Source organism: Nocardia sp. BSTN01 (assembly GCF_015354405.1).
Taxonomy (GTDB): domain Bacteria; phylum Actinomycetota; class Actinomycetes; order Mycobacteriales; family Mycobacteriaceae; genus Nocardia.
In genome coordinates this window covers 68639-83966 of sequence record NZ_JADKYP010000029.1, presented here as the reverse complement: position 1 = coordinate 83966, position 15328 = coordinate 68639, and the positions used below count along the sequence as shown (strand labels likewise).

Below are 15328 nucleotides of genomic sequence, written 5' to 3'. Positions count from 1 at the left end.
CACCGTCGCCGAAGTAGGTGAGTTTGCGACCGGCGAGCTCGCCCTTGCGCTCCCGCAAGGTCAGCAGATCGGCCAGCACCTGGCAGGGATGGAATTCATTGGACAGCGCGTTCACCACCGGAACCGTTGCCGCCGAGGCCATCTCGTCCAGTCGATCCTGTTCGAAGGTCCGCCAGACGACGGCGTCGACATAGCGCGAGAGTACCCGGCCGGTATCGGCGAGGGTTTCCTCACGGCCCAGCTGGGTGTCGCGGCCGTCGACGACCACCGCGTGCCCGCCGAGTTGCGCGATGCCCATCTCGAAGGAGAATCGGGTCCGGGTGGAGTTCTTCTCGAAGATCACTCCCACGCCGCGCGGCCCTTCCAGCGGCCGCCGGGAGATCGGCGCCGCCTTCAATTCCGCTGCCAGCGCGAGGATTTCGGCCTGTTCGGCGGGCGTGACGTCGTCGTCGCGCAGGAAATGCCGCACCATGGTCACTCACTCTCCTGGGAAGCCGCGTCGAGGATGCCGGGCAGATCGGCGAGGAAACCCTGCGCCTGCGCCTCGGTCAGAATCAGCGGCGGGGCCAACCGGATCACATTCGGCTTGGGCGGGTTGATCAGATAGCCGGCCGCGCGTGCGGCCTGCTCGACCTTCGCCGAAACGTCCTGTGTCAGTTGGATTCCGATGAGCAGCCCCGCGCCGCGCACGTGGTCGATCAGCGTGTGGCCGAGGTCCTCGATGCCGTCGATCAGCGTCTTGCCGACCGATTCGACATGGGCTGCCAGTCCCTGCTCGTCGATGGTCCGCAGGACCGCCAGCGCCGCCGCGGCGCTGACGGGGTTACCGCCGAAGGTGGTGCCGTGCAGGCCGGGAGTGAGCAGCTCCGCCGCCGGGCCCTGCGCCAGCACGGCGCCGATGGGCAGGCCGCCACCGAGCCCCTTGGCCAGCGTCATCACATCGGGCACGATGCCCGCGGCGTGATGCGCGAAAAACGGTCCGGTGCGGCAGATTCCGGTCTGCACCTCGTCCAGGATCAGCAGCGCGCCGTGCTCGGAGGTGATCCGCCGGGCCTCGGCCAGATAGTCCAGCGGCGGCACGACCACGCCGCTCTCCCCCATGATCGGCTCGAGGAAGACCGCGGCGGTATCGGAATCCACCGCGGCGGCCAGCGCCGCGGCGTCGCCGTAGGGCACGTGCACGACACCCGGGGGCATCGGTTCGAACGGCGCCCGCTTCGACGGCTGCCCGGTCAGCGCGAGCGCGCCCATGGTGCGGCCGTGGAAGGCCTCCTCGCAGGCGACGATCTTGTGCCGTCCGGTGAGGCGTGCGATCTTGAACGCCGCCTCGTTGGCCTCGGTACCCGAATTGCAGAAGAACGCCCGGCCGTGTCCGTCACCGAACTGCGCGAGCAACTTCTCGGCCAGTTCCAGAACCGGTTCGCTCACATACAGATTCGAGACGTGGCCGAGGGTGCCGAGCTGCTGGGTGACGGCCTCCAGAATCGCCGGATGGGCGTGACCCAGGCTGTTGACCGCGATACCGCCGAGGAAGTCGACGTACCGGTTGCCCTCGGCGTCGTGCACGACCGCACCCGAGCCGCGCACCAGCGCCACCTTCGGGGTGCCGTAGTTGTTCATCAGCGCGGACGACCACCGCTGCTGCAAGTGCTCCGTGCTCGTGACGTTGTCGCTCATGAGTGTGTCGTTCCTGCCGTCTCGGGTGGGGTCACCATCGTTCCGATACCTTCCCCGGTGAACAGTTCCAGCAGTACCGCATGCGGTACCCGGCCGTCGATCACGTGCGCGGTCGGGACACCGGCCTGGACGGCGCGCAGGCAGGCCTCCATCTTCGGCACCATGCCCGCGTCCAGGCTCGGCAGCAGGGCGGCCAAGGCGTCGGTGTCGATATGGGTGGTCAGCGACGAGCGGTCGGGCCAATTCGTGTACAGGCCTTCGACATCGGTGAGCACCACGAGTTTCTCCGCGCCGATGCCCTGGGCCAGCGCCGCGGCGGCGGTATCGGCGTTGATGTTGTGCACCACGCCGTCGGCATCGGGCGCGATGGTCGAGACCACCGGAATGCGCCCGGCGCGAACGAGATCCAGTACCGCGTCCGGATTGACGGCGGTGACGTCGCCGACCAGGCCGATATCGGTCTGCTCGCCGTCGACGGTGACGGTGCGGCGGGTGGCGGTGAACAGCCGTGCGTCCTCACCGGAGATGCCGACCGCGTACGGGCCGTGCGCGTTGATCAGCCCGACCAGTTCGCGGCCGACCTGACCGAACAGCACCATCCGCACCACATCCATCACCTCGGGGGTGGTGACGCGGAAGCCGCCGCGGAATTCGCCCTGCAGCCCCAGCTTCTGCAGCATGGCGCTGATCTGCGGGCCACCGCCGTGCACTACCACCGGATGCACGCCGACGGTGCGCAGGAACGCCATATCGGCGGCGAAGGCGTGTTTGAGGGTGTCGTCGATCATGGCGTTGCCGCCGTATTTGACGACCACGATCTTGTCGCGGAACTTCTGCAGCCACGGCAGCGCGCCGGCCAGTACGTGCGCCTTGTCCAGTGCCGACAGATCCTGAGTGGTCACCGGAACCTCCGGTGTCGCTTCGGTGGTCATGAGCTGTAAGCCGAATTCTCTTCGACGTAGCCGTGCGAGAGATCGGTGGTGCGCACGGTGGCGGTGCCCACGCCGAGGCCCAGTTCCACCAGCACCGCGATATCGGGGCCGGACAGATCCACCTCCCGCGCGCCGGGAGCGCCGGTTCCGTTGAGGCACACCGGATTTCCGTTGAACGACACGGTGACGCGATCGGGATCCAGTTCGATGGGGGCGATACCCACCGCGGCCAGCACCCGGCCCCAGTTCGGGTCGGAACCGAAGAACGCCGTCTTCACCAGCGAGTCGCGGGCGACCGCGCGGGCGGCGATCAGCGCCTCGTCCTCGCTCACCGCGCCGGTGACGGTGATCTCGACGCGCTTGGTGACGCCTTCGGCATCGGCCATCAGCTGCGCGGCGAGGTCATCGCAGACCGCCAGCACCGCGGCGTCGAGTTCCTCCTGGCTCGGGGTGACGCCGCTGGCGCCGTTGGCCAGCAGCAACACGGTGTCGTTGGTCGAGCAGGAGCCGTCGACGTCGAGCCGGTCGAAGGTCAGCCGGGTGGCATTGCGCAGCGCCGTATCCAGCTGTTGCGGGGTGGCGGCGGCGTCGGTGGTGACCACGACCAGCATGGTGGCCAGGGACGGGGCGAGCATGCCCGCGCCCTTGGCCATCGCGCCGACGTTCCATTTGTCGGCGTGGTGGAACGCGGCCTGCTTGGGCACGGTATCGGTGGTCATGATCGCGTGCGCGGCATCGGTGCCGCCGGACAGGCCGCCCGCCATCTCGTGCACGATCTCGGTCACACCGGGCAGCAGTTTGCCCATCGGCAGCCGGTCACCGATCAAACCCGTTGAGCAGACCGCGATTTCGCCCGCCCCGGTTTCGGTCCCCCAGTTGCTCAGCGCTTTCGCCAGTTCCTCGGCGGTGGCGTGGGTGTCCTGGAATCCCCCCGGGCCGGTGCAGGCGTTGGCGCCGCCGGAATTGAGGATCACCGCGCGCAGGCGGCCGCTGGTGAGCACCTGCTGCGACCACAGCACCGGCGCGGCCTTCACCTTGTTGCGGGTGAACACACCCGCCGCGGCATAGTCGGGTCCCTCGTTGAAAACCAGTGCCAGATCGAGCTTTCCGCTGGCCTTGATGCCGGCTGCGATGCCCGCGGCCCGGTATCCGAGCGGTGCGGTCACACCCTGGGTGCGGACCAGTTTGCCGCCGGCGATATCGGTGTCGGTCACGGTGCCACTCCTACGGTGGAAAGTCCGGCGGTCTCGTCGAGACCGAGAGCGAGATTCATCGATTGCACCGCGGCGCCCGCGGTGCCCTTGGTCAGATTGTCGATCGCGCCGATCACCACCAGCGTGCGCGCGGCGGTGTCGACGGCGACCTGCAGGGTGATGGCATTGGATCCGACCACCGAACCCGTCTGCGGCAGTACGCCTTCGGGCAGCAGGTGAATGAACGGTTCGTCGCCGTAGGCCTTGTCGTAGACCGCGCGGGCGGCGGCCAGGTCGGCCACCGCACCCGCGGCGTCGGGGCGCAGGCGTGCGGTGCAGGTGGCCAGGATGCCGCGCGGCATCGGGGCCAGCACCGGTGTGAAAGAGACTGTGACATCGCCGATCTCGGCGCCCGTGGCCGCGGCCGCGGCCTTCAGGTTCTGCGCGATCTCGGGGGTGTGCCGGTGCGCGCCGGCGATGTTGTAGGCGCGGACCGAGCCCATCACCTCCGAACCCAGCAGCCCCACGTCGAGTTTGCGGCCCGCGCCCGAGGTGCCGCTGACCGCCACCACGGTCACCTCCGGTTCGACGATCCCCGCCCCGACCGCCGGGGCCAGGGCCAGACTCGACACCGTCGGATAGCAGCCCGGGACCGCGATGCGAGTGGCCCCGCGCAGCTGTTCCCGCGCGCCGGGCAGCTCGGGCAGACCGTAGGGCCAGCTGCCGGCATGCGGGGATCCGTAGTAGGTCTCCCAGTCCTCCGGGTCGGTGAGCCGGAAATCGGCGCCGCAGTCGATGATCACCGTGGACTCCGGCAGCTGCTGCGCGATGGCCGCGGACTGTCCGTGCGGCAGCCCGAGGAAGACCACGTCGTGGCCCGCCAACACCTCCGCGGTGGTGGCCTCGAGCACTCGATCGGCCAGCGGCAGCAGATGCGGCTGCGACTGCGCCAGCTTGGTCCCGGCATTGGATCCCGCGGTCAGCGCCCCGATCTCGAGGCGCCCGGCTCGATACTCCGGATGCCCCAGCAGCACACGCAGGACCTCACCGCCCGCGTATCCGCTCGCACCAGCTACCGCGACCCGCACCACGGGCCCACTCGAGGTATCCGCCATGTGATGATTATGCACGATCATGCAAGCTCATTCACGAGCGGGGTGCAGGAATGACGCACACCGCTATTCGCCGCAGATTTTGCGGTGAATAGCGGGTATGATCACCGCATGACCTCTCCGCAGCGGCGATACATCTGGCAGCGAGGCGAGTGGCCGATGCTGACCTACGATGTCGCACGCCTTGCGGGCCCTCTCGCCCAGGTTGCCCACCGGCAGGGCCATCTCCTCGGACGGCTCGCCGACAGCGACGAAGCGGTCCAGGATCGGGCCAGCTTGGCCGCACTCACCGCCGACGTGGTCAAGACCAGTGAAATCGAAGGTGAACTGCTCGACGCCGCTTCCGTCCGGTCGTCGATCGCGCGCCATCTGGGCGTCGATATCGGCGCTGTCGTTCCGGCCGACCGGCATGTGGACGGCGTGGTCGAAATGATTCTCGACGCCACGGTCCACAATACGAGGCCGGTCACTGCCGAACGACTGTTCGGCTGGCATGCCGGGCTTTTCCCCACCGGATATTCCGGCATCTCCAAGGTCAGGATCGGAGGGTGGCGTACCGACGACGCCGGGCCCATGCAGGTGATCTCCGGCCCCTTCGGCAGGCAGCGGATGCATTTCGAGGCGCCACCGGCCGACCGTCTTCCCGTCGAGATGGAGCGATTCCTGGCGTGGGTCAACCGCGATGCGACCGAGCCGGCGCTGATCAAGGCCGGGCTCGCGCATCTGTGGTTCGTGACGATCCACCCCTTCGACGACGGCAACGGGCGAATAGCGAGGGCGATCGGCGATCTCTGGCTGGCGCGCGCCGACCACAGTTCCCGGCGTTTCTACAGCTTGTCGGCCCAGATTCAGCGAGACCGCAAGGACTATTACGCGATGCTGGAAAAGACCCAGAAAGGTTCGCTCGACGTGACCGAGTGGCTGCTGTGGTTCCTCGGCGCTCTGGATCGCGCGATCACCGGCGCCGCCGAGACTGTCGACTCCGTCCTGGCGAAGGCACAGTTCTGGAGGAACTGGGGTCAAACAACGATGAACGCCCGGCAGATCGCCATGCTGAACCGGCTGCTCGACGGCTCCGATGGGAAACTCACCACCCGCAAGTGGGCCATCATCACCAAAACTTCACCGGATACCGCGTTGCGGGACATCACCGTGCTGGTCGAACTCGGCGCATTGCGCAGATCGGAATCCGGCGGTCGCAGTACGTCTTACGAGCTCGTGCGGCCGTAGACGACGGGCCGGAAGGCAACGTCCCGGAACTCGGGCGGGGCGCTCGGAAAATAGGTTGGCGTCGGATATTCGAGTTGATAGCCTCGTTCGGTCCGACCTGATCACGCGAGGGGGTGAGTCCCATTTTCACGACATTCCTTGGGCGCTCCCCGTTCTCACGATCGGACGTTTGACGCACGTCGTCATCGGGAGTGCTCGTCCGAGCGATCCCGAGAGGGGACGACAATGCATTCTTCCGAACTCATGGTGACGCGCATCGCGGACCGGCAGTGGCATGCGCTGACCGGCGACCGGGTCGTCGGTAGCGGTGAGGCATCGCCGCGGCCCGATGGGCGACTGTTTCTCAGCATCGACTCCTGGCAGGACGAGGCCTTCGATCAGCTTGCCACCGCCATGCTGGCCGACCTTCCCACACCGCTCTACACGGTGGTCGACGAAGCCGACCTGGAGCTGACCGCGCAATGGCGCCGGGCGGGTCTCGCGACCCGGCGGCGCGAATGGGAATACCGGGTTCCCACCGATCCGGCGATCACAGGACTCGATTCGGCACCGCCGCCCGACGTCGAGATCCTGGATTTCGGTGCGGCCGAAGTGCATTCACTGCGCGAGCTGGACCGCACGATACGCACCGAGGTCGAGGCCGCCGCCGGTTGGCAGACCATGCCGGCCGAGGTGATCTCCCCACCGATCGATCCCGCGAACTACGTGGTGGCGGCCCAGGCCGGCCGCTATGCGGGACTGTGCCGCGTGACGCAACCGACGCGGCTACCGCGCATCGGCCTGATCGCGGTTCGTGCCGAGGCGCACCGGCGTGGCATCGCGCGTGCTTTACTGGGGCGGGTGCTGGGCTCACTGCACCGCGCCGGAAAGGCTTGGGCCTCGGCCGAAATCGATGAATCCAACGCGGCGGCGACCGCCCTGTTCGAGGGCATCGGCGGTGCGCGGTCGAACAGCACGCTGGAGTTGGTGTGGCGATGAAGAAGGGAGCGATCGAAGTTCAGGGGCACGTCGTGGAATGCCTGCGCAACGCGACATTCACGGTGGAACTCCCCAACGGACACAAAGTCCTCGCCCACCTGTCCGGCAAGGTCCGGATGAACTACATCAAGATCCTCCCGGACGACCGGGTTTTGGTGGAACTCAGTCCGTATGACCTGACCAGGGGTCGAATCCTGTTCCGTTACCGGAGTTAGCGCCCCGTAGGGCGGTGGAGTTCGACGATCTGCGCACCCGGTCACGTGCGCAGGTTCACCGCCTACTGGGCTGAACCATTCGTGCAAACCTCCGCGGAAATGCGCGAAAACTGCCTGCTTCGCCGAGGTTTGCACGATTAGTTCAGCGTCACGTTGCGGCAGCGGATTCGCTTGCGCCGTGCCTACTACCGGGTTCAGCCGATCGATGCCCCACATCGGACGGCCCCGTCTCCCCCGAACCCCCAGCCCCGCTTCACTGTTGAGGCAGATGCGGTTCGGACGGCGGCGCGCCACTCGGGCCCGCATGCACAGTGGGAGCCGAGGATGATTCCGGGCCACCGGACTGCTCCAGGGAGGATGCGTAACCCGGTTGCGAACCGGCCGAACCGGGGGCCGGTGCGACGGGCTGATGGACGTGGGCTGACGGCGCGCCGGCGGCGTGCGGACCGGCCGCCGGGTGCGGACCAGCCGCCGGATGCGGACTGGCCGCTGGGTGCGGGCCGGCGGCGTTCGGATCTCCCGTAAGGTTCGGCGGAGCGGGCGGGTAGCCCGGCGCCCCGAAGTACGCCGGTGCGGGTGCGCCCGGATAACCGGGAACAGCGGCGCCCGGATACGACGGCCAGCCGTGAGGCGCGGATGACGCAGACTCGGGGGCCGCAGGTACGGCGGGAGCCGGATAGCCGGGATAGCCGGGCTGGGCGGCGGGATAGACCGCCGGCCCCGGGTAAGACGCGGCGCCGGGGTAACCGGGGATCGCCGACGGAGAAACGGGGGTCGCCGAGGAGCCCGCCTTTCCCCCGATCAGGCTTCCCACCGCCGCGAGAATCGCGATGGCCGCGGGTATCGCGAGCCAATTACCTCTGTCGGCCAACCGAACGTAGGAGTCCGAGCAGAGAACGACAAGATTCTGGATGACCGTGACGAACAACGCGCCACCACCCAGCGCGGCGACAGTACGAATTCGAAAGGATCCCGAACCGGCGACCGACAACAGGATGCCGCCGACCAACGCGGCGAGCGAACACACCCAGAACGGGATCAGGGCCGCGCCCCAGCCGTGCTCGAAGACCGAATAGCCACCGCCGGAGACGACCAGTCCCCATACGGATTGCGCGGCCGCGAGAATCGCCGCCAGTGCCAGAGCGATTCCCGCGACGACATCGACGGCAGCGCGATTCGTCGGCGGCTTCGGCCGCGAGAACGACTGAGCACCAAGATGATTCGGTGGCACACCCCAGCCCGGCGGTTGCGGTGCGGGATATCCGGCCTGGTACGGGTTCGCCATCGGTCCGAGCTCCTTGTCGACATCGCTTGCGGCTCAGCCTAAGCGAATGACGAGGTCCGCGCGGGTTGGCCGACATACGCGACGGGACGACAGGGTGACGGGACGGCGCGGGCGAGGGTTCAGCCGCGGAACCACCGATCCGGCTGCCGAACGACGCACACCGGCTGGGCCGGGTACCGCCGTTCCACCCACCGGGTCGCGGACCTGCGCCGTGTCGCCGTGCCGTCGCCGCGGCATGGGCAGGGCTATATCGACCCCGGGCAAAACATCGGCTGGACCACGAAATTGTTGCGGGAGTTCGCATCCGGCGTCGTGCTCGTCACCGTGGCGGTGATCAGTTCCAGCGTGCGGGCGGTGCCGACCGTGTAGTTGGCGATTTCTCCCGGTGCCAGCGTGGGTTTGATCACGGATCCGGACGGGCCGAACGGTGCCCAGTAGTTCACCGCCACATTCTCCGCGGTCGCCGTGCCGATATTGCGGACGATCACCTGCAGCGGCGGTGGGTAGCCCGGCAGCGCCCCGCCACAGTAGGTGTAGACCTCCACATCGGCGCCGGTCGGTTCGGCCTGCGCCGCAACGCCGAACCCCACCGCGGTCGTGGCCGCCGTCGCCACCCCGGCGGCCAGCGCGCCGATACGCCCGACCTTCATAGGAACCTCCCGCTCGACGACTCTCGTAGGCAATATCGAGACCTCGGCGGACCTGTTATGCCCCGAAAAGGATGGGCGTCGGACACACTGCCCCCGATCCGGCGGCACCAGGCACCGCGTGGCGTCGCGAACGGCGGGGAAGGCCCGTCCGTCCCGGCGGCGCGAAGGATCGCGGGCGGCGCCGGGCACGCGGACCTTCGGTGCGCTCTCGAGCGGTTCACAAGTTTGGCGATAACTCACGAATGGTCGTTCACTTTCCGCTATCGTCGCGCTCGTCGGGACGGTGTCTCGGCGGGGCCGGTGTCGCGGCGGCGAGGCAGGTCCCTCTCGACCGGCGGTCACGTCAGAGCCGTCGGCGGTGTTGTGGAGGAGCAGGATGTACCCCGGTGCGCATGTCGATCGATTCCCTGATAAACCGGCGGTCGTGCTGGCCGAGAGCGGTGCGGCGCTGACCTACCGCGAACTCGACGACAACTCGGTTCGCCTCGCGCGCCATCTCTACGACGCGGGCCTGCGCAAGGGTGATCACGTCGCGCTACTGTCCGGCAATACGCTCGAGGTGTACGAGGTCTACTGGGCGGCGTTGCGATCCGGCCTTTACATCACGGCCGTCAACCGGCACCTGTCCGCGGACGAGATCAGCTATATCGTCAACGATTGCGGTGCGCGGGCACTCATCGTGTCGGCGGAGCTGGCGGATGTGGCCGAGCGGGTGGTCGAGCAGACGCCCGAGGTCGGGATCCGGCTCGCCTTCGGCGGTCCTGTTCCGGGATACGACTCGTACGACAAGGCGCTGGCCGCATCCTCTGCGGAGCCGCTGCCGGATCAGCCGCGCGGCGCCGACATGCTGTATTCGTCGGGCACCACCGGCCGACCGAAGGGCATCAAACATCCGTTGCCGGACCGTCAGGTCGGCGATGCGCCGGGTGACACCTACACCGCGGTGTTCGGCCCGCTCTACGGATTCGACGCCGACACCGTGTACCTGTCGCCGGCTCCGCTGTATCACGCCGCGCCGTTGCGGTTCGGCGGTGTGGTGCACGCCCTCGGCGGAACCGTGGTGGTACTGGAGCGTTTCGACGCCGAACAGGCGCTCGCCGCGATCGAACGCTATCGCGTCACCCACAGCCAGTGGGTGCCGACGATGTTCGTGCGCATGCTGAAACTCGACGAGAGTGTGCGCGCCCGCTACGACGTCTCGAGTATGAAGGTCGCCGTCCACGCCGCCGCCCCGTGTCCGGTGGAGGTGAAGCAGGCGATGATCGACTGGTGGGGGCCGGTGCTGCACGAGTACTACGCCTCGACCGAAGGAAACGGCGCCACCTTCATCGACAGCGAGCAGTGGTTGCGCAAACCCGGCTCGGTCGGGCCCGCGGGCCTGGGCGCGGTTCGCATCTGCGACGACGACGGGCGCGAATTGCCCTCCGGCGACATCGGCACCATCTATTTCGAACGCGAGGAAGTCCCGTTCGACTACCACAACGATCCGGAGAAGACCGCGAAGGCGATCCACCCGGATCACCCGACCTGGACCACCACGGGCGATATCGGCTACATCGACGCCGACGGGTTCCTGTTCCTGACCGACCGCAAGGCGTTCATGATCATCTCCGGCGGGGTGAACATCTACCCGCAGGAGATCGAGGACGCCCTGGCGCTGCACCCCGACGTCTTCGATGTGGCGGTGATCGGCGTGCCCGACGAGGAGATGGGCGAATCGGTGAAGGCGGTCGTCCAGCCCGCAGCCGGCGCGGAGCCGGGACCCGAACTGGCGCAACGACTCCGCGATTTCCTGCGCGAGCGCATCGCCCATTACAAGGTGCCGCGCAGCGTCGATTTCGCCGACGAACTGCCCCGTACACCGACGGGAAAGCTGGTCAAGGGCAAGCTGCGCGAGCAGTACGTGTGAGGGTCGGCCGGGCGGGTCGGCCTCGCCCGGCGTCCACGAAACTCACTGGTAGTCAGCGCTTTTCATCGCGGCACGTTGCGCAGATTCGATCGGGCCATGTCGATCATGCGGCCCACCCCGCCGGTGAGCACGATCTTGCTGGCCGCCAGCGCGAAGCCGCGCACCTGCGCCGCGGTGATGTGCGGCGGGAGGGACAGGGCGTTCGGATCGGTAACCAGGTCGACCAGTGCGGGGCCTGGATGGGCCAGTGCCTCGGCGAGGGCGGCGCGGATGTCGGACGGTTCGGTGACTCGCACCGCGTGGATGCCCGCGGCGCGAGCCACGGCGGCGAAATCGACCGGGGCGTGGTCGGTTTCGAAGTTCGGCAGACCGTCCACCAGCATCTCCAGCCGCACCATACCCAGCGACGAATTATTGAACACGATGATCTTGACCGGCAGCCGATGCAGCGCCACGGTGAGCACTTCCCCCATCAGCATGCCCAATCCGCCGTCGCCGGACATGGAGATCACCTGCCGGTCCGGATAGGCGAATTGCGCGCCGATGGCATGCGGCAGGGCGTTGGCCATCGTGCCGTGCAGGAACGATCCGATCACCCGGCGACGGCCGTTCGGTGTCAGATAGCGGGCCGCCCACACATTGCACATGCCGGTGTCGACGGTGAAGATCGCGTCGTCGGAGGCGAGTTCGTCGAGGATGTCGGCGGCGTATTCGGGGTGAATCGGCTTGTGGTCGGCTACATTTCGGGTGTAGGCGTCGACGACCTGCTCGAGCAGCCGGTAGTGCTCGCCGAGCATACGGTCCAGGAATTCGCGGTCGGATTTCTGCTGCACGAGGGGTAGGACCGCGCGCAGGGTTTCCCGGACGTCGCCGTGCACGGCCAGTTGCAGCGGCGTGCGCCGGCCGAGGCGGGCGGCGTCGTGGTCGATCTGCACGGTGTTGGTTCCCGGCAGGAATTCGTCATAGGGAAAATCGGTGCCGACCAGCACGACCAGATCTGCTTCGTGCATCGCCTTGTAGCAGGCGCCATAGCCGAGCAGACCGCTCATTCCCACGTCGTAGGGATTGTCGAACTGGATCCACTCTTTACCGCGCAGGCTGTGCCCGATGGGTGCGTGGAGCAGTTCGGCGAGCCGCATCACCTCCTCGTGCGCGTCACGCACGCCCGCACCGCAGAACAGGGTGACGGTGCACGCCGCGTTCAGGGCGTCCGCGAGCGCCTGCACCTGTTCGGCGGCGGGCATGACGTGGCCGAGTTCGGAGACGAGACTCGTCTCGCCGGTCGGATGCGCGGCGTCCAATTGCGCGACATCGCCCGGCAGCACCACCACCGACACCTCGTTGCGCGCCAATGCATGCTGGATCGCGATCCGCAGCATGCGCGGCATCTGCTCGGGCCGGCTGATCATTTCGCAGTACCCGCTGCATTCGACGAAGAGCCGCTCCGGATGCGTTTCCTGGAAGAACTGGGTGCCGATCTGGTCGGAGGGAATGTGGGAGGCCAGCGCCAGCACCGGCGCTCCGGTGCGGTGCGCGTCGTAGAGACCCTGGATGAGATGCGTGTTGCCCGGGCCGCAACTGCCCGCGCAGACGGCCAGGCGGCCGGTCAATTGCGCCTGCGCGGCCGCGGCGAACGCGGCGGCCTCCTCGTTGCGCACATGCACCCATTCGATGTCCGGGGTGCGGCGCACCGCGTCGACGATCGGATTGAGGCTGTCGCCCACCACGCCGTAGATCCGCCGCACTCCGGCCTGTACGAGAACGTGCACGAATTGATCGGCCACATTCGTTTTCGCCATGCGCTCTCCTCCACCGCTGTGATCGGCGTCGGCGTATTCGCCGTCGCCCGGAGCCGAAGCTCCCTTACCGGATGAACAGATTCGCGATCGCCACGAACACTACCGGGCGGGGCGGAGCGGAAATGGCGTCGGACATCACGCCCGGACGTCAGCCGAAGCAGAGATGATTCCGAGAAGAGCGCCGGGGCTCGCCCGCATATCGGATGCCGGAGGCGATTCACGGACAGGTTCGGCAACCGTCAGCGAAATTGCCTTTTGAATATTCACAGCGCAATCCTGCCCGTTGGCCCGAGCCGTCTTCCGCCTCACTCTCGCATCCGCAAACCTGCTGGCGGGCAACGGGTCTGGATACACAGACCGACAGCGGCACCGGACTGCGAATACGACCGACAACGCGCGCGGCGACATCGAGCAATCACCGCCGTGATCTCGACGTGATCGGTGATCAGGTGTCCGTACATCGCGGCGCTCCTGCGGTTTTCGGTGATGGTATGCCCGATAGCCGGGGCCGGAGACCGCAGTCCCGCGAAATGCGAGAGGAATTCGGCGGTTGGTTCTTCCCGGCTACCGGGTCGATGCCAGTACACTCGAAACGTCCCGCATCCGGAATGGGCGAGCGCCCGAATGTTTTTCACGGATCCCGGACATTCACTACGGGGACAGAACGCCGAACGCCACCACAGGGTGGCTTCCAGAAACAGGCTCGATCGTCAGGGAGGCTAAAGATATGTCCGTCACCGGCAGCACCCTCGCCCGCCGCGCCCTGGGGCGCGAACTGCGCCGCCTCCGCGAGGCCAAAGGAGTGAAACAGGCCGCCGCCGCCCGCGCCGCCGAAACCTCACCCCAGTCCATCGGCCGCATCGAGGAGGGGCTGTCGACGAGAACCACTGGGCTACAGGTGAATGCGCTGTGCGACTTCTACGGGGCATCGGATGAAGACCGGCGGACGTTGCTGGGATTGGTATCCGAGGTACGGGCATCGCGAGAGCGCGGAGGCGGGTGGTGGAGGGCGTATGCGGATGAGCTTGCCACCGACTTCGACCACTACCTCGCGCTCGAAGAGGCTGCACGACGATTCACGGCATGGAAGCTCAGCGTGATTCCCGGAATGCTCCAAACAGCCGCCTACCGCCGCGCGCTCGCCTGGGCCGAGGCACCGGATGCGCCAACAGAGCAGATCGAGATGCGCGTACAGATCGCGACACACCGGCAGACGCGACTCTCGGACGACACTTTCACTGTCGATGTGCTGCTCCACGAGGCTGCCGTCCGCGACCAGGTTGGAGGCCCCGCCGTGGCGGCGGAGCAATTGCATCACCTCGCCGAAATGTCGGAAAGGCCAAACGTTTCAGTGCGTGTGGTGCCGTTCGACGCTCGCCGTCACCTCGGCTCGATGGTCGGCTCATTCATCCTTCTGGAGTTCCCCGACCTGCCCCTGTCGAAGTTGACGGAGCCACCGATCATTTATGTGGAGGAGTACGCCGGTGACCTCTACCTCGAACGACCAGAGGAGATCTCGCGATATCGGCATGCACTCGAGGAGATCGGCCGTGTAGCGTTGGATCAGGACACGTCCAGGGATCTGATCCTGGCTGTAGCGAAGGAGTTCGCATGAGCGTAGACCTATCCGGCGCCCAGTGGTTCAAGTCCAGTCGCAGCAGCTCGCAAAAGGAATGCGTCGAGGTAGCCCACCTTTCCGAAGGTATGGTCGGCGTCCGCGACTCCAAGAACCCCACCGGCCCCGCCCTCGTGTTCGCCCCCACCGACTGGGACGCGTTCACCGCCCGCCTCGAGAGCGGCGGCTTCGACCTCGCCTAACCTTCTGCACCACAAGGGCGTTCGAGCACATCGCTCGAACGCCCTTGTCATATCAGGAGGTGCGAGCGTCGTGGTTCTCACGGTGGGCCAACACCTCGTCCATATGGTCCTGCGCCCAGGATCTGAGGCCGCGCGTCAGGTGGTGGAGTGAGAGGCCGAGTTCGGTGAGCTGGTAGGTGACCGTGACCGGAACGGTCGGCGTCACTGTCCGGGTGAGCAAGCCATCACGTTCGAGAGCCCGCAGGGTTTGGGTCAGCATCTTCTGGCTGACTCCGACCAGCAGGCGCGATAGTTCGGAGTAGCGCATCGCCTTCGCGGGAGCCGCGACACCAGGCCGATCGGATGGATCGCCTGCATCCCCGCTCAAGGCGCACAAGATCAGCACAACCCATTTGTCGGAGATTCGATCGAGGAGTTGACGACTGGGGCATGCCGCCAGGAATGCGTTGTACTCCGCGCTGCTTCGAGCCCCCTCGAATACCTTCGCTGTCACCGGTCTCGCCTTTCGCCTCCGGAGAGTTACGCACTTT

14 protein-coding genes and 1 pseudogene are annotated in these 15328 nt (G+C 67.1%); 6 read left to right on the top strand and 9 right to left on the bottom strand.

All coding sequences use genetic code 11. From position 1 onward, the window contains the following. From IRT45_RS22245 to argC, 5 genes and pseudogenes are all read right to left on the bottom strand, one after another. A pseudogene (locus IRT45_RS22245) lies at positions 1-472 on the bottom strand (ornithine carbamoyltransferase); the annotation flags it as partial. A gap of 2 nt (positions 473-474) precedes the next feature. Continuing rightward, positions 475-1677, bottom strand: a complete 1203-nt coding sequence (locus IRT45_RS22240) for an acetylornithine transaminase (RefSeq protein WP_194807761.1) — start codon at positions 1675-1677, stop codon at positions 475-477. After that, positions 1674-2609, bottom strand: coding sequence for an acetylglutamate kinase (argB, locus tag IRT45_RS22235; protein WP_194807760.1), 936 nt, complete (start codon positions 2607-2609; stop codon positions 1674-1676). The genes IRT45_RS22240 and argB overlap by 4 nt, the downstream gene beginning before the upstream one ends. Next, a complete protein-coding gene (gene argJ / locus IRT45_RS22230; protein WP_194807759.1) occupies positions 2606-3823 on the bottom strand; it encodes a bifunctional glutamate N-acetyltransferase/amino-acid acetyltransferase ArgJ in 1218 nt (405 codons plus the stop codon). Before argJ ends, argB begins: the two co-directional genes overlap by 4 nt. Beyond that, positions 3820-4917, bottom strand: a complete 1098-nt coding sequence (gene argC / locus IRT45_RS22225; RefSeq protein WP_194807758.1) for an N-acetyl-gamma-glutamyl-phosphate reductase — start codon at positions 4915-4917, stop codon at positions 3820-3822. Before argC ends, argJ begins: the two co-directional genes overlap by 4 nt. 108 nt (positions 4918-5025) lie before the next feature. Here argC and IRT45_RS22220 point away from each other — a divergent pair, with 108 nt between their 5' ends. The 3 genes from IRT45_RS22220 to infA all read left to right on the top strand — a co-directional run bounded on the left by IRT45_RS22220 (position 5026) and on the right by infA (position 7337). Beyond that, entirely contained in the window at positions 5026-6144 is a 1119-nt protein-coding gene (locus IRT45_RS22220; protein ID WP_194807757.1) for a Fic family protein, read from the top strand. 225 nt (positions 6145-6369) lie between these two features. Beyond that, entirely contained in the window at positions 6370-7122 is a 753-nt protein-coding gene (locus tag IRT45_RS22215; protein WP_228534766.1) for an N-acetyltransferase, read from the top strand. Further along, positions 7113-7337 (top strand): translation initiation factor IF-1, encoded by a 225-nt coding sequence (gene infA / locus IRT45_RS22210; protein ID WP_227462776.1) that lies wholly within the window; start codon positions 7113-7115, stop codon positions 7335-7337. Before IRT45_RS22215 ends, infA begins: the two co-directional genes overlap by 10 nt. A gap of 253 nt (positions 7338-7590) precedes the next feature. Here infA and IRT45_RS22205 read toward each other — a convergent pair whose 3' ends face one another. Together IRT45_RS22205 and IRT45_RS22200 are read right to left on the bottom strand one after the other, a co-directional pair. Then, on the bottom strand, positions 7591-8622 hold the full coding sequence (locus IRT45_RS22205) for a hypothetical protein (protein ID WP_194807756.1): 1032 nt from the start codon (positions 8620-8622) through the stop codon (positions 7591-7593). 245 nt (positions 8623-8867) lie between these two features. After that, positions 8868-9272, bottom strand: coding sequence for a hypothetical protein (locus IRT45_RS22200; RefSeq protein WP_194807755.1), 405 nt, complete (start codon positions 9270-9272; stop codon positions 8868-8870). Positions 9273-9648: 376 nt separating this feature from the next. On the opposite strand from IRT45_RS22200, the gene IRT45_RS22195 reads away from it, so the two are divergent. Then, on the top strand, positions 9649-11181 hold the full coding sequence (locus IRT45_RS22195; protein WP_194807754.1) for an acyl-CoA synthetase: 1533 nt from the start codon (positions 9649-9651) through the stop codon (positions 11179-11181). Positions 11182-11243: 62 nt separating this feature from the next. Here IRT45_RS22195 and IRT45_RS22190 read toward each other — a convergent pair whose 3' ends face one another. Then, complete coding sequence (locus IRT45_RS22190; RefSeq protein ID WP_194807753.1) at positions 11244-12980, bottom strand: pyruvate dehydrogenase; 1737 nt, start codon at positions 12978-12980, stop codon at positions 11244-11246. 727 nt (positions 12981-13707) lie between these two features. Between IRT45_RS22190 and IRT45_RS22185 the strand changes: the two genes are divergently transcribed. Continuing rightward, complete coding sequence (locus IRT45_RS22185; protein WP_194807752.1) at positions 13708-14595, top strand: helix-turn-helix transcriptional regulator; 888 nt, start codon at positions 13708-13710, stop codon at positions 14593-14595. Then, complete coding sequence (locus IRT45_RS22180) at positions 14592-14798, top strand: DUF397 domain-containing protein (RefSeq protein WP_194807751.1); 207 nt, start codon at positions 14592-14594, stop codon at positions 14796-14798. Before IRT45_RS22185 ends, IRT45_RS22180 begins: the two co-directional genes overlap by 4 nt. Before the next feature lie 52 nt (positions 14799-14850). On the opposite strand, the gene IRT45_RS22175 is transcribed toward IRT45_RS22180, so the two are convergent. Continuing rightward, complete coding sequence (locus IRT45_RS22175; protein WP_194807750.1) at positions 14851-15291, bottom strand: helix-turn-helix domain-containing protein; 441 nt, start codon at positions 15289-15291, stop codon at positions 14851-14853. Positions 15292-15328: the final 37 nt, after the last annotated feature.